Genomic DNA, 12901 nt, shown 5'->3' on the forward strand with positions numbered 1-12901 from the left:
CACAGTGTTGAGCCTACCGATCATGCGCTGTCGATGCCATCTGCCGAAGATTGGGGCCATTCGGCCTGACCTTGATTTTCAGGTAGCATTTTGCTACCTATATGATCATGCAGGAGATGAACATGGCTCAATCGGTCAAACTTGCAGACGACATAATGGCACTCATCCGTCGGGAAGCCGATCTTCAGAGTAGGTCTGTTGCCGGTCAGATAACGCATTGGGTAAAAATCGGGCGAGCAATCGAGCATTCCGGGACCTTCGATTATAGCCGGATCAAGCTGGCACTCGAGGGCCGGCTCGATACGACCGAACTCCAAGAGGATGAAGAAGCCGCCTGGCTCGATGCGTTCACGACCAAGATGGCTGAACCGACGACGGCTGAACAAGAGTTCTTTGCTCAACGCAGAATGTTGGGTCGCGGCGTTGGTCTCGATGCAGGTGGCAACCTCATCTATGCAAAGGATGACGCAGCCGCATGAGACCCAGCCTTGTCCTGCTTGCCGGACCAAATGGCGCCGGCAAGTCGACACTCTACCAGACCCGCGTTGCTCCAGGCTTCGCGGGTCCTTTTATCAATGCCGATATCATCCAGCGCGAGGAGCTCAAGGACAGCTCGATGGAAGCGGCCTATAAAGCTGCCGAGATTGCGCGCGACCGCCGGGCGGAGATGCTTGAGGCAGGCAAGAGTTTTGTGACCGAGACCGTCTTCTCTCACTCATCGAAACTGGAGATTATCGAAACCGCACGGACGCATGGCTACATCGTCATTGTCATGCATGTCGGTGTCGACAGTCCCGATCTCTCGGTGGCGCGGGTCAAGGGCCGCGCCGACGAAGGGGGCCATGATGTCCCGGAAGAAAAGATTCGAGCACGCTACGATCGTGGGCAGCCGTTGATCCGGCAAGCCGTCTTTCGTGCCGACCGTGGCATGGTCTTTGACAATTCGAAGCTCAACGAACCACCTCGGCAGATTCTGGTCTTTGAAAGGGGCCGCCTGCTGCAGGCAGCTCCCTATCTGCCGGGATGGGTCCTTTCGGTCTATGCCGACGACCTTATCATCTGACCCGCATCACTTGATCGGCGCGGGAGGCCGCCAGCCGATAGTGAAGCGTTTACCCCGCCCCGCTATTCGCGCTAGCGACTGCTGATGGCGTTTGCGTCAGGATCAGCGGGCCGAAAATAGATTTCCGTCACTCGAAACTTCCCGTCGACGCGCCTGCATTGCACAACGACATCGATGGCGATTTTGAGCATCTCGCGGATGTCGTGGCGCTCGAGATCCTTGCCGCCGTCCGATTCCTTCACGAGCAGCGTCAACTGTTCGAAGGCTAGTTCCGCCGAATCCGCATGAACCGTGGTGATCGAGCCGGGGTGGCCGGAATTGACATTGCGGATGTAGTAGAAGGCCGTTCCGTCCCGCAATTCCTGAAGGAGAATGCGGTCGGGTCGCATGCGCAGGCAGGATTCAAGCAGGTCCTTCGCCGAAATCTTTGCAAGACCCTGCCCGCCCTTGGAATAGAACAGACGCACGTTATTGGGCTGCGAGATGACGAGCTCAGGCGTGTCCTCAATCGAGATGATGCGCTCGTGATCCGGAATATGCCGGATCAGTGCCTTTGAAAGCGTCGTCTTGCCCGAGCCCGTGGCGCCGGAGATGATGATGTTCTTTCGCGCAAGCACGGCCGCCTGAAGGAAGGCCCTATGGGCGCCGGTTCGGTGGAGTTCCAAGAGTCGGTGGTCGGAGGATGCTGCATCGCGGCTTGCCGGGGCGACGTCGGCGAATAGCCCGCCGTTCTCCAGATCCTCCAGGCTGAGCGACACGGAAGACGGCTTGCGGATCGTGATGCTGACGGTCTCCTTGGCGGTTGCTGGCGGAATAACGATCTGGATGCGTTCGTCATCGGGCAACGTAGCCGACAGGATCGGCCGGGTTTCGTCAATCGATTGATGGGAGAAGCTGGCCACGGCCCGGGCAAGGCGCATCAACTTTTGGAACGAAAGGCCCGGCAGGTCATGGGTCCGCCACCCACCGACACCTTCCGTCAGGACTTGCCCGGGCCGATTGACGATCACTTCGTAAAGTGTCTCGTCAGCCAAGAAGTCTGCAAAGGGAACAAGCAGCTCCCGCACGACACCGGCGTCTGGGCCTTCAGTCACGAGAGAGCCTATTTTGTCACGAGCTTCGAATCCGGCAAGAAATCCCCGAGTACGGCGCGGTCATAGATGCGATTGCGCGGTTCGGTGACGCGCAGGCGATAGACGCTCGAGAAGTCGAGGTCGCGCGCCACGAAGATCGACACCAGTTCGCCCTGATGCTTCATGAGCGTCGGCGGAATGTTGATCGACTGCTCGACCGCGATGGCCGCCGCCTGGTTTCCTGCATTTGTGGTGTTCTGCGCATCGACATCGCTGTCCTGCAACCGGCTGTTGGCATAGGAGGTCGCGTCGCCGACGATGGAGAGCAGAATGGCGCTGCCGAACCGTTCCCACCAATGGGTATCGACATAGCCGTCCATACCGGCGCGCCCGAGCGCATCGGTTGCCGGCGACGCGAGCGTGACGATCACGCCTTTCGGGGTCTTGGCGCGGTTCCAAAGGACAAACAGGCGTTTTTGTCCGCGCTGCAGGCCGCCGCGATATTCGCCTACCACCTGCGTGCCCTTTTCCATCAACACGACGCGGCCATTATCGGAGAGGACATCCCGATTGATGACGCAACTGGTGAAACCCGGCTGGTCGGAGGCGAGCGCGGTTTCGAGCACGCAAGGGATCGAGGTTCCCATGGCAACGATGAAGTCCCGGTTACCGAGCGTGCCGGCGCGCGACCCCTGCAACTGGGTGGGGGTCATCAGGCGGTTGAAGCGCTGATCCTCGTTTTCGGCTTGTGTGTTGATGCCCACTGGATTGACACCCAGCGGCAGATAGTTAGACGTGGCGTCGGCCGTCTTCTCGTCTGTCTGGCGATGCGTCGACGGCGATCTGCCGCCAAAAGCGATCACCGGCGCGCGACGTGCGGCGTCGAGCAGCTTATCGTCCTCCGACGGGGCCGCCTCGGTGACGACCGGCGTCGGCAATTTGACTTCGGTCGGCGTGACGACCGGTTCGGCTTTTTCCTTAGCCGGCTCGAAGTCCGATGTCTGGCGGATGACGACGCGCTCGGGCTGTACGCCGTCACTATCCTTGTTTTCTCCGCGCATCGACCAGAGCGCGAAGGTGACGAAGACGACGATCGCAAGCGCGACCGCGCCGCGTTTGAGCACCGGATTGTTGTCGAGCCTGCGGCCGGTGGTCGTTTCGGCGCGCTCGCCCGGGATCCGGTTCGGTTCTTCCTCGGCCATTGGACCTCCCTATCCTTATTCGCCCGTCGGCGTCTTCATGACACGTTCGACGGACGGCGATGTCGTGTTGGTCTCGGGATTGATACCGACGCGGTCGTAGGCTTCGTTGAAGACGCAGAGCACGTCCCCTCCCCGGCGCAGGATGAACTTGCGGCTGATCGCATGGACGAGCACAAGGTTGCCCGAGACCGATTTCGGTACGAGGCTTTCTGTGCCGTCGGAATTTTCCATGTAAATCGCCGGCATTTCCTGGTTTCCGACGAAAGCGAAGGTGGTGACCTTGCCGTTGTCATAGACTGCTTGCGGCTCGAGTGCTTGCGATCCTTCAGCCGAATAGCGCCAGTTGCGCGGACCGTAGGCTTCGTGAAGGCCAAGCACCCGATCGGCCTCCGCCGACTGCGCGGCCTGAGCCCGGGCTTCCGCCTCCAGCCGCCGTCTCTCCGCTTCATCGGCCGGGTAGCGATATTTCACATAAAAGTAAGTGTTCTGGCCGGCGGCCACAGAGCCGTCGCGCACGGTCAGTTCCATCTGGTAGCTGCGGGTCGACCCGTCGCGGCGCGTGGTCACGACCGAGATGTTAGTGACCGGCTGGTTCTCCCGTGGCTTCAGGAAAAGAATGTTTCCGGCCGGTGCCACCTCCCAGGCGACGGAGTTGCCGAGTGCGACATGGGCGATTTCCTCGTCGGCGGCAAACTCGATCTGCACCGAGGATCTCAGCGTGCCGACGATCTTCGTGATGTTATAGGGCTGGTAGTTGACGAAGCGGATACGATTGTCCTGGGTCGCGCCGCGCGGAACCTCGAGTGCGAGGGCTGAGGATGCGAGACTTCCGGCCAGCAGAAGGGAAATGAGGTAATGCGGTCTCAATTGATGGTCTCCGGATCGGCGCGATAGTCACTGACGACGAACCCCAGAGGATTGACCAGGCGGTCGGTGGAGGACATCGGGGCGTTGGCATAGGAGAAGGTGAGCGTTGCCACCCAATGGGTGGTCTTCACCTCCTCGCCGCGCGTGACTGTCCGCATGTAGCGGACCGAGACGACGTTGGCGTTGATCAGCGAAATCGACACGATATTGATGCGTGCGGTCGCGCCGCGGCCATAGACGTTCTGGGGCGAATCCGGGTTGCTGCCGCGATAGAGTGCGGCAAATCGGGTCTGCTCGGCCTGGGTCGACAGGAGTGCCACGTTGCGGAAATTCTCTTCCGCCTCGCTCCAAACATAACCTTCGCGAGCCCGCACATATTTGGCCGCGAAGTACTTAGTCACGGCCTCATCATAGGTGCCGGCGGTCGCGGTGAGCGCCGAGACGACATCAACAATGCCGGTCGAATTGTCGACCCGGACGACGAAGGGCTCGACGGTCTTGAGCGGCGTCAGCGCCGCGATCGCAAAGACGGATGCGGCGGCGAGTACGCCGGCGGCGATCGCAACAGACCAGGCGATGCGCGCAGATCGCTCGACCTGAAGGAGGCGGTCCTGATCGAAGCGGCGGGCCTTATCGAAATAGCTCTTAAGACTGTCCGTGGTCACCATGTCATTCCTCCCCGCAGTTTCGGTAGGAGCCGGCGATGTCGAACTGTTCGAAGGCGGCAGGCGCGGCCTGGTTCTGCACCTCGGCATAGGGCGTTGCAGCGGAGGTCGGCTGTCTGGTGGGGCTCTTGTCCTCCCACTGCCACATTGCGCGGTTCAGCGGACGGCGGGCATAGCCGTCACACTTGGGAAGCGGGTAGGAGATCGAGGCGCAGCTCGCCAAACCGGTAAGGAGAAAGAGCGATAAAATCGTGCGGATCATGCGGAATTACCTTGAGGAGTTTACCGGGCGGCCGTCATTCGGCCGCGCGTTCTGTCGTGCGTCGGCTCAGCGATCGCGCGCCGCGCCCGACCGCGCCGGCGGCCCGGGAGGCGGCCCAGGCAAGCGTACTTTCGTGCGCATCGCGTGCCGCCCCGTATCCGTAGGTGAGCGAGGCGCCGCCGGCTGCAAGCGCCGAGGCGATGCCGGGCAATTGATAAAAGACGTAGAGCGCGGCGAGGCAGATGGCGCAAAGCGCGATCGGCCGCATCAGCACGTCGCTATAGCCTTCGATGGCGGTAAAGGTTGTATCGATGCAGGTGATCAGCAGCGACCCGATTGCCACGACAAGGACCTGAAGGATGACGAAATTGGCGAGCTGGCCGATCCAGGTTTCGGTGAAGCGGCGTGTTGCTTGAAACATGGCCAGCGCGATGAAGATTGGACCGATCGCCAGTACGATTGCGAGCGCCAGCCGCGCATAGAGCGAGACGATATATCCGATCGCCGCGACGATGAAGCTTGCGCCGATCACCATCATGCCGCCGATCCCGGTAACGATATCGACCGGCCAGGAGGCCCGAGACCAGATCTCGTAGGCGCAGCGCTGACCCTTGTCGAGCAGGCTGTCAAAGGTCGAGGCGCTCGGCGCCGTGCCGCTGTTCAGCGCCTGGGAGATTTCTTTCGGAAGCGTCTCAAAGAAGATGTTGGTGACATAGGTCTGGTACTCGCTGGCATTCCTGACCAGCATGACGATGATGGCAAGCTTGATAGCCCGGAAAGCAAATTCGAGAACGGGTTCCTGCACCGAGCCGCGTAGCACCAGATAGCCGTAGAGTACGACGTAGAGCGTGAGTGCCGCCGTCAGCGGTCCGCTGACCCAATTGGCAATATTCGACGTGCCGGAAGAAATGAAGTTTTCGAGCGGCGCCTTGAATTGCGCATCGACGAAGCTGAAGACCTGGTACATGCATCAGCCTCCAAGCGATTGGCGCATCCGCTCCAGACGAAGCTTGCCGTCGGCGCTTTCGGCATTTTGGCAATTGGGCGTGCTGCCGAGTTCACCGGGATTGTTGCGGCATTCGCCGAGGATCTTCGCCAGAAGGGGCTCGTCGGCGAGAAGTTCATCGACGGTATGGACCTTTTGCGTTTCACCGGAGCATGAAGCGAGCACGCCCAGCATAATGAGTGGGAGAACGCGCTTCATGGCAGGGCCGCTCCGATGGCGTCCATGCGCTTTCGCCAATCCTCCGCTTTGCGCTGGTCGTCGACCTCACCTTGCGCGCTCTGGATCATCTGGAGCCCCTGCATACGAAGAACGTCGGTCTGCAAGTACGCCGACTCCGCCTGCAAGCGCGCCTGCAGGTCGGCAATGTTCTTGGCATCGGCTGCACTGGAGATCTTCTGGCGAAGCTGGTCGATGCCGTCGATGCGCTTGGTCGCGGCATCATAGATTTGTTCGCCGAGGCTCATCTGCCCGGCGTTCTGATTTTGCACGCGGCTCAGTTCCTGGGCATAGAAATCTTCAGCGTCGGTCCGGTATGTGGAGTTACTGTCGAGGAACTTCGTGGCCGAACTCTCGAAGACGCCGGTGCCTTGGCCGTTAAACAGGCTCTCGACCGTCTTGAAGTCAGGGGGCAACGCCCTTCTGATCGCGGGGTCGTTCAGTAGGGTCGCGACATCGGCCATGTCGGTGATCTTGTTCAGCGAGCCATAGAGTTGCTGGGCCTGCTCGATCTGCTGATTAAGCGCATCGAGCTGGGATTTCAGCTGGGCGATGCTTTCGATCTGCTTGGCGATCGCCGTCTGGTCGATCACCGGTATGCCTTGGGCTGAGAGGTGATTGGCGGGGAGGATCAAAGCCAGGATCGTTGTGATCGCGGCGGTTTGGCGCATACCCATTAGAGCGCTCTCCTTCTTTGCTGGAATACGGCGAGCCATTCGCCGTGGTCGTCGCCAAGCTCGGCGCGGACGGCGTCGGCAAGCTCCACGTTGGCGGTTCGCCCCGACAGGATCGCAAGTTCGTCGTCAAAGCCATTGAGGTTCAGCTCGGCAACCACGCTGTTATGGCCCTGCTTGACGATGAAGCGACGGCTTTCGACTGAGAGTGCGCGTGCAACCAGTTCGAATTCCCGCCCGGTCAGCTTGAAGCCGTCGACATAGTCGCCTTGGTCGCCGCGCGGATTGGGAAGGAAAATCTGTGTCGGGCACTGCTCAATGATCGTATGCGCGATCGGCGAGGCGATCGCGTCGCGTGGGCTTTGAGTGGCAAACAGCATCAGTCCGTTCTGCTTGCGGATGGTTTTGAGCTTGTTCTGGGCGAGCTCGCGAAAACCCTCGTCCTTTAGCGCCTTCCAGAACTCGTCGATGACGATGATGATGCGGCGACCGTCTATCAGTTGCTCGATGCGGTAGAAGAGATAGGCCATAAGAGGCGTGCGGATCTCCTCGTTGTCGAGGAAATCGGTCATGTCGTAGCCGATGAACTTCGCGCCAATGCCAATGTCGTCGAGCTCATTGTCGAACACCCAGCCGAGCGGCCCTCCCCTCTCCCAGCGCCTGAGCCGCGAGGCGATACCTTCGGGATCGGTATTGTTGAGAAATGTCCGAAGCGCGCCGATCGAGCGGCGCTCAACGGGAAGGTCGGCGAGACCATCCACGGCCGAGGCGATGTCTCGCAGTTCTGAGACGGTCAGCTCCCGCGTCGCGGACCCGACAAGCTTACCCACCCATTGCGCCAGGAACACCTTATTGGCCGCGTTGAGGTCGAGTGCCTTTAAGGGCGCGCAGCCGGTGGGAACGCCATTCCTGAGCGGCAGGTAATTGCCGCCGGCGGCGCGAACGAAAAGATCGGCGCCACGATCCTTGTCGAAAAACACCATATACGGGTCGTGCTTTTCGAGTTGCGAGAGCATGAAATTGAGAAGCACGGTCTTGCCGGCGCCCGATGGGCCGCAGACGAAGGTGTTGCCGAGGTCGCCATGATGGAAGTTGAAGTAAAACGGCGAGCCCGACGCGGTCTTCAGCATGGCGACGGCAGAACCCCATTCATTGCCGTCCTTCTGTCCCGTCGGGTAGGAGTGATAGGGCGAGAGAGCTGCGAAGTTCTTCGAGGTAATGGCGCCGGAGCGCGCCCGAAAGCGAGTATTGCCCGGCAGCTGCGCCCACCAGGCCGCTTCCAGTCCGAGATCCTCACGGGCGACCACCGCGCCGCCATTTGTCAGATGGGCGCGGGCCTTGGCCATATTGTCGGTCAGCTCCCTGACCGAGGGCGCGAAGACCGACAGCGTCAGATGGTGCTCGCCAAGAACGAAGCGGTTGGATTCCAGATCATCCATCGCTTCGCTGAGCTCGCCGATCTGCGAAGCGGCCTTGTCGCCGGCGCTGACCATCTGGTTTTGCTTGCGCCCCATGATCGTGCGCGCGTCGGCTTTTGAGGCGAAGGCGAAGGACTGCGTCAAGATGAGCTCGAAGGGCGCGGTCAGGATGCCGTCGAGCATGCCGGAACGCGTCGAAGCGGGATATTCCTTGAAGCCGAACATGCCGGCATAGCGGTTCATCGCCTCGTGGCGGATCTCGGCGGTTTCGCGGCCGAAGATCACGCGGTCGGAGTAGATCGCCGAGGATATCTGGCCCTCGGTCAGCGGGACAGGCTCGCGTCGTCCGCCGACAAGCTGGTGCAGCACTTCGCTCGGTTCGGAAAACAGGATGCCGTCTTTCTCATAGAAGCCAAGGGATCTCGGCTCAAAGCGCTTGAGGCCGGCGACCACATCCGTCACTTTGTCGCGAAGGTGTTTGAGCGCGGTTTCGTCCACCTCCCCGCCCCTGCGGCGGGCGCTGCGCAATCGCTTTACGAAGCTTGCGGCTTTTTCGGCCGGATCGCGATCGGGATGCCAGATCAGGCTGACATAGAGGTCATTGCGAAACAGATCCTCCCGGACCATGCGCTCGCGGTATTTCGCGTTGAGCTCCGCGGAAAACGGATTGGTGAATTCACCATCGGGATAGGCGTTGTCGCGCCGACGGATGACATGCGTCCAGAGCGCCAGCCGCTCGTCGGCAATGTTGCGGTAAAGCGTATTGAGATCGCGGTGCAGCCCGTTGAGATCGAGAATGTCGGCCGTTTCGAAGGACACGCCCTCGAGCACCAGCATCACCATCATCGCTCTCGAGGAGAGCGCGAGGGTCGTCTCGTCCACATGGCGGACATAGGGAATGAAGGTTTCCGGCCCGAGTTCACGGGCGCGAAGCGTCACAAGACTAGGCAAGGCTCAGGTCCCTCTCGTCATAGCGCCTGCGAAGTCTCAACGGAGAGAGGCTTGCGCCGCCCCAATAGGCGGCATTGCGCGAGCGGCCGCGGGTTTCGAGCCAGGCGACAAGTAGCCGGAACATGTTGTGGTCGTGTTTGACCAGCGCCCGGAATATGAAATGAAAAACGACGCCGACCAGTGCATAGGCGATCGATCCCGCTGTGATGTAGAGGATGGTCGTCAGCATGATGTTGAAACCCATCGCCTCCATGGTCACGCCGGCAATCATGGCCGGCCGGGTGCAGGCCAAAAACAACGTGTCTTCTTCCAATGTCGGGGCGCTCGCCACGGGTCAGCTTCCAACGATGGTGTTGACAAGTTCGGTGGCGCCAAAAATGCCGCCGATACCGATGATCCAGAAGCCGGCCCGCCTCAGATCCATGTAGCCGAACATCCACGCGATGCAGATGATGATCACCGCGATGACGGCGAGCAGCCTGGCGATATTGCCGGTGAGCATGTCGACAATGTTCTGGAGCACGGTCTCGATGCCGGCCGATTGCGCGAAGGCCGGCTCGACCAGCAATGCGACGAGGGCTGCGGCCATCAGGGCCGAGGCGGCGAAAGGACGAAGAGTGTCTCTGGAAATCATTCGGTTGGCTCCGGTCGGGGATTTTGAAAAACGAGAACCGAAGACTGCCGCCGGGTGCTGAACACATCCCACGGCATTGCTTCGGCGGTTCGAGACGATTGTACGGATTGCTTCTGCGCGTCCTCGACGTCGCGCTGTTGGTCGAGATCCGCTGGTTCGGGTGCGCTCGAAACGGTCAGTGAGGACAGCTCCGGCAACAGACGCTTGGCTTCCTCGCGCACCCGCACATCATATCCGGCCATGGCGTCAGTCGAGGGATCGCCGCGTCCATAATAGGACTGCAGCATCACTGCCTCCGCTCTTGCTGGTCCAGCCCCGGCGCCGGCGGTGAGCCGGTAATAGCCGTCGAGCAGAGCGCCTGTGGCCTTGAGGTTGAGGCAAGGATCGAAGGCGTCCGAGACGGAGAGGCCTAGCTTCTGGAGTTCGGCGGTTGAAATGCCGCCAAGCCCGAGCTGAATCTGCTGGTGCTCAGCCATCAGCGACGTCGCAAGTTCGATCGCCTCGGCTTTCGACGTCGGCTGCGCGGTCAGCGGGTCACCGTTTCTGAGGCGGATATGGTAGGGCTGAAACCGGCTCTCGAGGCTGACGACGGCCGCGAGCGTTTCGACCTGCACGACCGGCGCGCAGGTCTGGGCCAGATCGACGAATGCGCCCATGGTTAGTACCAGACCCGATGGGTGCCGGAGCCGTCTATGGTGACATCGACATAATGCGGCTGCGATCGAACATTCGGGCGCGTTATGGAATAGGCCATGCACTTGGGATGACCGTTCACGCGCTCCCATCGCGGAGAAAGAACCGAGCCGGCAGAGCTTCCGTCACGATCTGTATCGAAACGGCATAGCGTCTGGCTCACTTCGCTGAGCGACGTCGAGATGCAGGTGCCTTCCCGGCCCCGCGGCTCATAGCGGCCGACGAGCTTGTAGCCGTCGTCGCAGTAATAAGGTTCATATCCGGGCTTTGAGCTGTGGAAGCCGACGCCGCTGCAGGTCGGGAAGGAATGGCCCCGAGCGAGATGCCGCCAAAGCTTTTCGACCGGCGGGCGGCACTCGGCGAATTGCGTGGGGCCGCCCGGATTGGAAAGGCATAAAATTACCTGGCATCCCCAATCGTCGGCCCGCGTATGACTAGCGGAAGCGAGATAGAGTGATACTATGCAGCAAATGGGGAACAGCAAATTGAGCACAGGTTTTTTCATGCACAGGCCCTTCCAGGACGACAGGCTGCGATCGCCGATAAAGCGAATCGTGCCCGATGCAGCAAAACTTATAATGACGCATTTAAACCACTAAACAAAACATGACAAGAGCGATCAAGACACATTGGCACAACGCCTTGTTCAACGGACTCGTCCTACAGGAGATCCTGGATCATCCGCTGGAGGACGAAACGCCGACCGCGCGGCTCAAGGAAATCGGCATGATGTCGGTGCTTTATTCGATGAGCCAGGCCCATCAGCCGCTGACCTTGACCAATATTTCCGAGCTTTTGCAGCTGACACGCAGCGGCGCGAAGGAAACCGTCAATCTTCTTGTAAAAAGGGGTCTTCTGACGGAGACGATCATTAAAAACTCTATGGGGCGCGGCATTGCGCGGCAGTTCGAGATATCGAAGACTCTCTTCGAAAAGCTTGGCGCACCCGATGGTGATTGAGCATGGCAGCGTACTGGCGCGTTAACGCCAATAACAAACTGCCAAACGGCGTTTTTGAACCAAGCAACGAAACACCCAGCCGGCCCTTGCCGGCAACGCCTGTCCTCCCCGGAGAATCGGTCGCAGGATGGCGCAAATTATTCACTAAACGAACGAGGAGCACTTCAAGACCGAGCTTGCCCATCCCGAACTGATTGCCGTGCTCACCACGACGCGGCGAAAGCCGTGGCACATGTAGCTTTCTGACCCTAGCCTGGACCTTTGCAAGAGACGACCCGGGGAAAGTCCGCCAACGAGAAAATGGCTGTTCTATCGTTGCCGATACAGTTTCGATTCCCCGCTCTTGGACGACCACCATCCTGGAAGTGAGGAAATTGGTTAGATCTGGGTGAGCGATGCACGAAGATGAGGCTAGTCAACAGGGTTGTCACCATTGCTGAGTTTTTGCCGAGCGCGAGCGTCCCGGACGATCCGGACGTCACGCAAACCAATTCCTGGCTCGCGAAGCAAGTCGATGTCGGACAAATTGTCAAAATCGCTAAGCCGGGTGAAGCAGGCATTGCGCAGCTTCCGTATGACCTTTGCCGGCAGATCCGTGTTTTCGAGTAGGTCGGGATGATCCTCCGCCAGGAATACTGGTGATATGAGTGGGCTCGACATATCTCCCTCGATCGATGGTTGCGGTCCTCCGATTAGACATCGCGGAATCTATGATGGCTACTGTAGAATCCTACATGGCTGAGGGTTGGCTAAAATACGGCGCGCTACACAAATGACACATGAGGCTCGCGAGCGCCTCGTCGGAGCGCGCGGCTGACACTCATGGAGCTGGGAAGCATCGAACTTCTGTTCATCGCGGTGTCGTCGGCGTGCCTCGGTTGCAGCAAACTTCACGAACGCAGAGCTGGGTCGGAACCGCCGATAGCCGCAGATCGCCCGTGTTTAGGTGCTCTGCCAGGTTGCCTCCAGACATTGGACTGGAAGCCATGCCGGCAAAAAAAAAGAGGGCCAGCGGAAACCGCGGCCCTTTGAAGTGTGAAGGTCAATAACCTCCAGAGGGGAACAGCTGATGCAGCGGTACTGGGAGGAGTAGACCGCCATGTGCTTCAGCTACGTGCAGTAGGACGAGAAATTCGGCATAAGGAACCCAAATTTTGTGCACTGCAGCTATTCCCGTGCTGCAGTGCTCCCAAAGCGGGGCGGGGCTGCGGCTCGAT

17 protein-coding genes are annotated in these 12901 nt (G+C 60.0%); 3 read left to right on the forward strand and 14 right to left on the reverse strand.

Translation table 11 applies throughout. The annotated features are described in order from the left end of the window. Positions 1 to 122: 122 nt before the first annotated feature. Both ACMDCR_RS00865 and ACMDCR_RS00870 read left to right on the forward strand, forming a co-directional pair. Complete coding sequence (locus tag ACMDCR_RS00865; protein WP_278026068.1) at positions 123 to 479, forward strand: TA system antitoxin ParD family protein; 357 nt, start codon at positions 123 to 125, stop codon at positions 477 to 479. Next, a complete protein-coding gene (locus tag ACMDCR_RS00870; protein WP_413990720.1) occupies positions 476 to 1063 on the forward strand; it encodes a zeta toxin family protein in 588 nt (195 codons plus the stop codon). The genes ACMDCR_RS00865 and ACMDCR_RS00870 overlap by 4 nt, the downstream gene beginning before the upstream one ends. A gap of 71 nt (positions 1064 to 1134) precedes the next feature. Here ACMDCR_RS00870 and virB11 read toward each other — a convergent pair whose 3' ends face one another. The 13 genes from virB11 to ACMDCR_RS00935 are packed head-to-tail and all read right to left on the reverse strand — an operon-like array spanning position 1135 to position 11229. Then, complete coding sequence (gene virB11, locus ACMDCR_RS00875) at positions 1135 to 2157, reverse strand: P-type DNA transfer ATPase VirB11 (protein WP_413990721.1); 1023 nt, start codon at positions 2155 to 2157, stop codon at positions 1135 to 1137. An 8-nt stretch (positions 2158 to 2165) separates the two neighbouring features. Beyond that, positions 2166 to 3338: a type IV secretion system protein VirB10 gene (gene virB10 / locus ACMDCR_RS00880; protein WP_413990722.1), complete on the reverse strand. Its 1173-nt coding sequence runs from the start codon at positions 3336 to 3338 to the stop codon at positions 2166 to 2168. A 15-nt stretch (positions 3339 to 3353) separates the two neighbouring features. Further along, the gene (gene virB9, locus ACMDCR_RS00885) at positions 3354 to 4205 is read right to left on the reverse strand and encodes a P-type conjugative transfer protein VirB9 (RefSeq protein ID WP_413990723.1); all 852 of its coding nucleotides are present in this window, start codon (positions 4203 to 4205) and stop codon (positions 3354 to 3356) included. Further along, entirely contained in the window at positions 4202 to 4873 is a 672-nt protein-coding gene (locus ACMDCR_RS00890) for a virB8 family protein (protein ID WP_278026073.1), read from the reverse strand. Before ACMDCR_RS00890 ends, virB9 begins: the two co-directional genes overlap by 4 nt. Position 4874: 1 nt before the next feature. Beyond that, positions 4875 to 5132 (reverse strand): hypothetical protein, encoded by a 258-nt coding sequence (locus ACMDCR_RS00895; RefSeq protein ID WP_278026074.1) that lies wholly within the window; start codon positions 5130 to 5132, stop codon positions 4875 to 4877. Positions 5133 to 5166: 34 nt separating this feature from the next. Next, positions 5167 to 6099, reverse strand: a complete 933-nt coding sequence (locus ACMDCR_RS00900) for a type IV secretion system protein (protein WP_413990724.1) — start codon at positions 6097 to 6099, stop codon at positions 5167 to 5169. A gap of 3 nt (positions 6100 to 6102) precedes the next feature. Beyond that, positions 6103 to 6336 carry an EexN family lipoprotein gene (locus tag ACMDCR_RS00905; protein ID WP_278026076.1) on the reverse strand — a complete coding sequence of 78 codons (234 nt, stop codon included), beginning with the start codon at positions 6334 to 6336 and terminating at the stop codon, positions 6103 to 6105. Continuing rightward, positions 6333 to 7025 (reverse strand): P-type DNA transfer protein VirB5, encoded by a 693-nt coding sequence (gene virB5, locus ACMDCR_RS00910; RefSeq protein ID WP_413993793.1) that lies wholly within the window; start codon positions 7023 to 7025, stop codon positions 6333 to 6335. The genes ACMDCR_RS00905 and virB5 overlap by 4 nt, the downstream gene beginning before the upstream one ends. Positions 7026 to 7030: 5 nt before the next feature. Next, positions 7031 to 9397: a VirB4 family type IV secretion/conjugal transfer ATPase gene (locus ACMDCR_RS00915; protein ID WP_413990725.1), complete on the reverse strand. Its 2367-nt coding sequence runs from the start codon at positions 9395 to 9397 to the stop codon at positions 7031 to 7033. After that, positions 9390 to 9728, reverse strand: coding sequence for a type IV secretion system protein VirB3 (locus tag ACMDCR_RS00920; protein WP_069460906.1), 339 nt, complete (start codon positions 9726 to 9728; stop codon positions 9390 to 9392). Before ACMDCR_RS00920 ends, ACMDCR_RS00915 begins: the two co-directional genes overlap by 8 nt. 3 nt (positions 9729 to 9731) lie before the next feature. Beyond that, a complete protein-coding gene (locus tag ACMDCR_RS00925; protein WP_413990726.1) occupies positions 9732 to 10031 on the reverse strand; it encodes a TrbC/VirB2 family protein in 300 nt (99 codons plus the stop codon). Continuing rightward, positions 10028 to 10687, reverse strand: a complete 660-nt coding sequence (locus ACMDCR_RS00930) for a lytic transglycosylase domain-containing protein (RefSeq protein ID WP_413990727.1) — start codon at positions 10685 to 10687, stop codon at positions 10028 to 10030. Before ACMDCR_RS00930 ends, ACMDCR_RS00925 begins: the two co-directional genes overlap by 4 nt. A gap of 2 nt (positions 10688 to 10689) precedes the next feature. Continuing rightward, on the reverse strand, positions 10690 to 11229 hold the full coding sequence (locus tag ACMDCR_RS00935) for a hypothetical protein (RefSeq protein WP_413990728.1): 540 nt from the start codon (positions 11227 to 11229) through the stop codon (positions 10690 to 10692). Positions 11230 to 11330: 101 nt separating this feature from the next. Between ACMDCR_RS00935 and ACMDCR_RS00940 the strand changes: the two genes are divergently transcribed. Further along, positions 11331 to 11684: a MarR family transcriptional regulator gene (locus ACMDCR_RS00940; protein WP_069460909.1), complete on the forward strand. Its 354-nt coding sequence runs from the start codon at positions 11331 to 11333 to the stop codon at positions 11682 to 11684. Between the two features lie 411 nt (positions 11685 to 12095). Here the strand turns inward: ACMDCR_RS00940 and ACMDCR_RS00945 are convergent, their stop codons facing one another. After that, positions 12096 to 12344, reverse strand: a complete 249-nt coding sequence (locus ACMDCR_RS00945; protein ID WP_413990729.1) for a hypothetical protein — start codon at positions 12342 to 12344, stop codon at positions 12096 to 12098. Positions 12345 to 12901: the final 557 nt, after the last annotated feature.

Source organism: Labrys okinawensis, assembly GCF_047345005.1.
Taxonomy (GTDB): Bacteria; Pseudomonadota; Alphaproteobacteria; order Rhizobiales; family Labraceae; genus Labrys; species Labrys okinawensis.

Coding starts and splice junctions, on each gene's coding strand:
- ACMDCR_RS00905 (WP_278026076.1), bottom strand. CDS start 6,336: ATGAAGCGCGTTCTCCCACTCATTATGCTGGGCGTGCTCGCTTCATGC.
- virB5 (WP_413993793.1), bottom strand. CDS start 7,025: ATGCGCCAAACCGCCGCGATCACAACGATCCTGGCTTTGATCCTCCCC.
- ACMDCR_RS00930 (WP_413990727.1), bottom strand. CDS start 10,687: ATGGGCGCATTCGTCGATCTGGCCCAGACCTGCGCGCCGGTCGTGCAG.
- ACMDCR_RS00935 (WP_413990728.1), bottom strand. CDS start 11,229: ATGAAAAAACCTGTGCTCAATTTGCTGTTCCCCATTTGCTGCATAGTA.
- virB10 (WP_413990722.1), bottom strand. CDS start 3,338: ATGGCCGAGGAAGAACCGAACCGGATCCCGGGCGAGCGCGCCGAAACG.
- ACMDCR_RS00890 (WP_278026073.1), bottom strand. CDS start 4,873: ATGGTGACCACGGACAGTCTTAAGAGCTATTTCGATAAGGCCCGCCGC.
- ACMDCR_RS00945 (WP_413990729.1), bottom strand. CDS start 12,344: ATGTCGAGCCCACTCATATCACCAGTATTCCTGGCGGAGGATCATCCC.
- ACMDCR_RS00900 (WP_413990724.1), bottom strand. CDS start 6,099: ATGTACCAGGTCTTCAGCTTCGTCGATGCGCAATTCAAGGCGCCGCTC.
- ACMDCR_RS00870 (WP_413990720.1), top strand. CDS start 476: ATGAGACCCAGCCTTGTCCTGCTTGCCGGACCAAATGGCGCCGGCAAG.
- ACMDCR_RS00925 (WP_413990726.1), bottom strand. CDS start 10,031: ATGATTTCCAGAGACACTCTTCGTCCTTTCGCCGCCTCGGCCCTGATG.
- ACMDCR_RS00895 (WP_278026074.1), bottom strand. CDS start 5,132: ATGATCCGCACGATTTTATCGCTCTTTCTCCTTACCGGTTTGGCGAGC.
- ACMDCR_RS00940 (WP_069460909.1), top strand. CDS start 11,331: ATGACAAGAGCGATCAAGACACATTGGCACAACGCCTTGTTCAACGGA.
- ACMDCR_RS00865 (WP_278026068.1), top strand. CDS start 123: ATGGCTCAATCGGTCAAACTTGCAGACGACATAATGGCACTCATCCGT.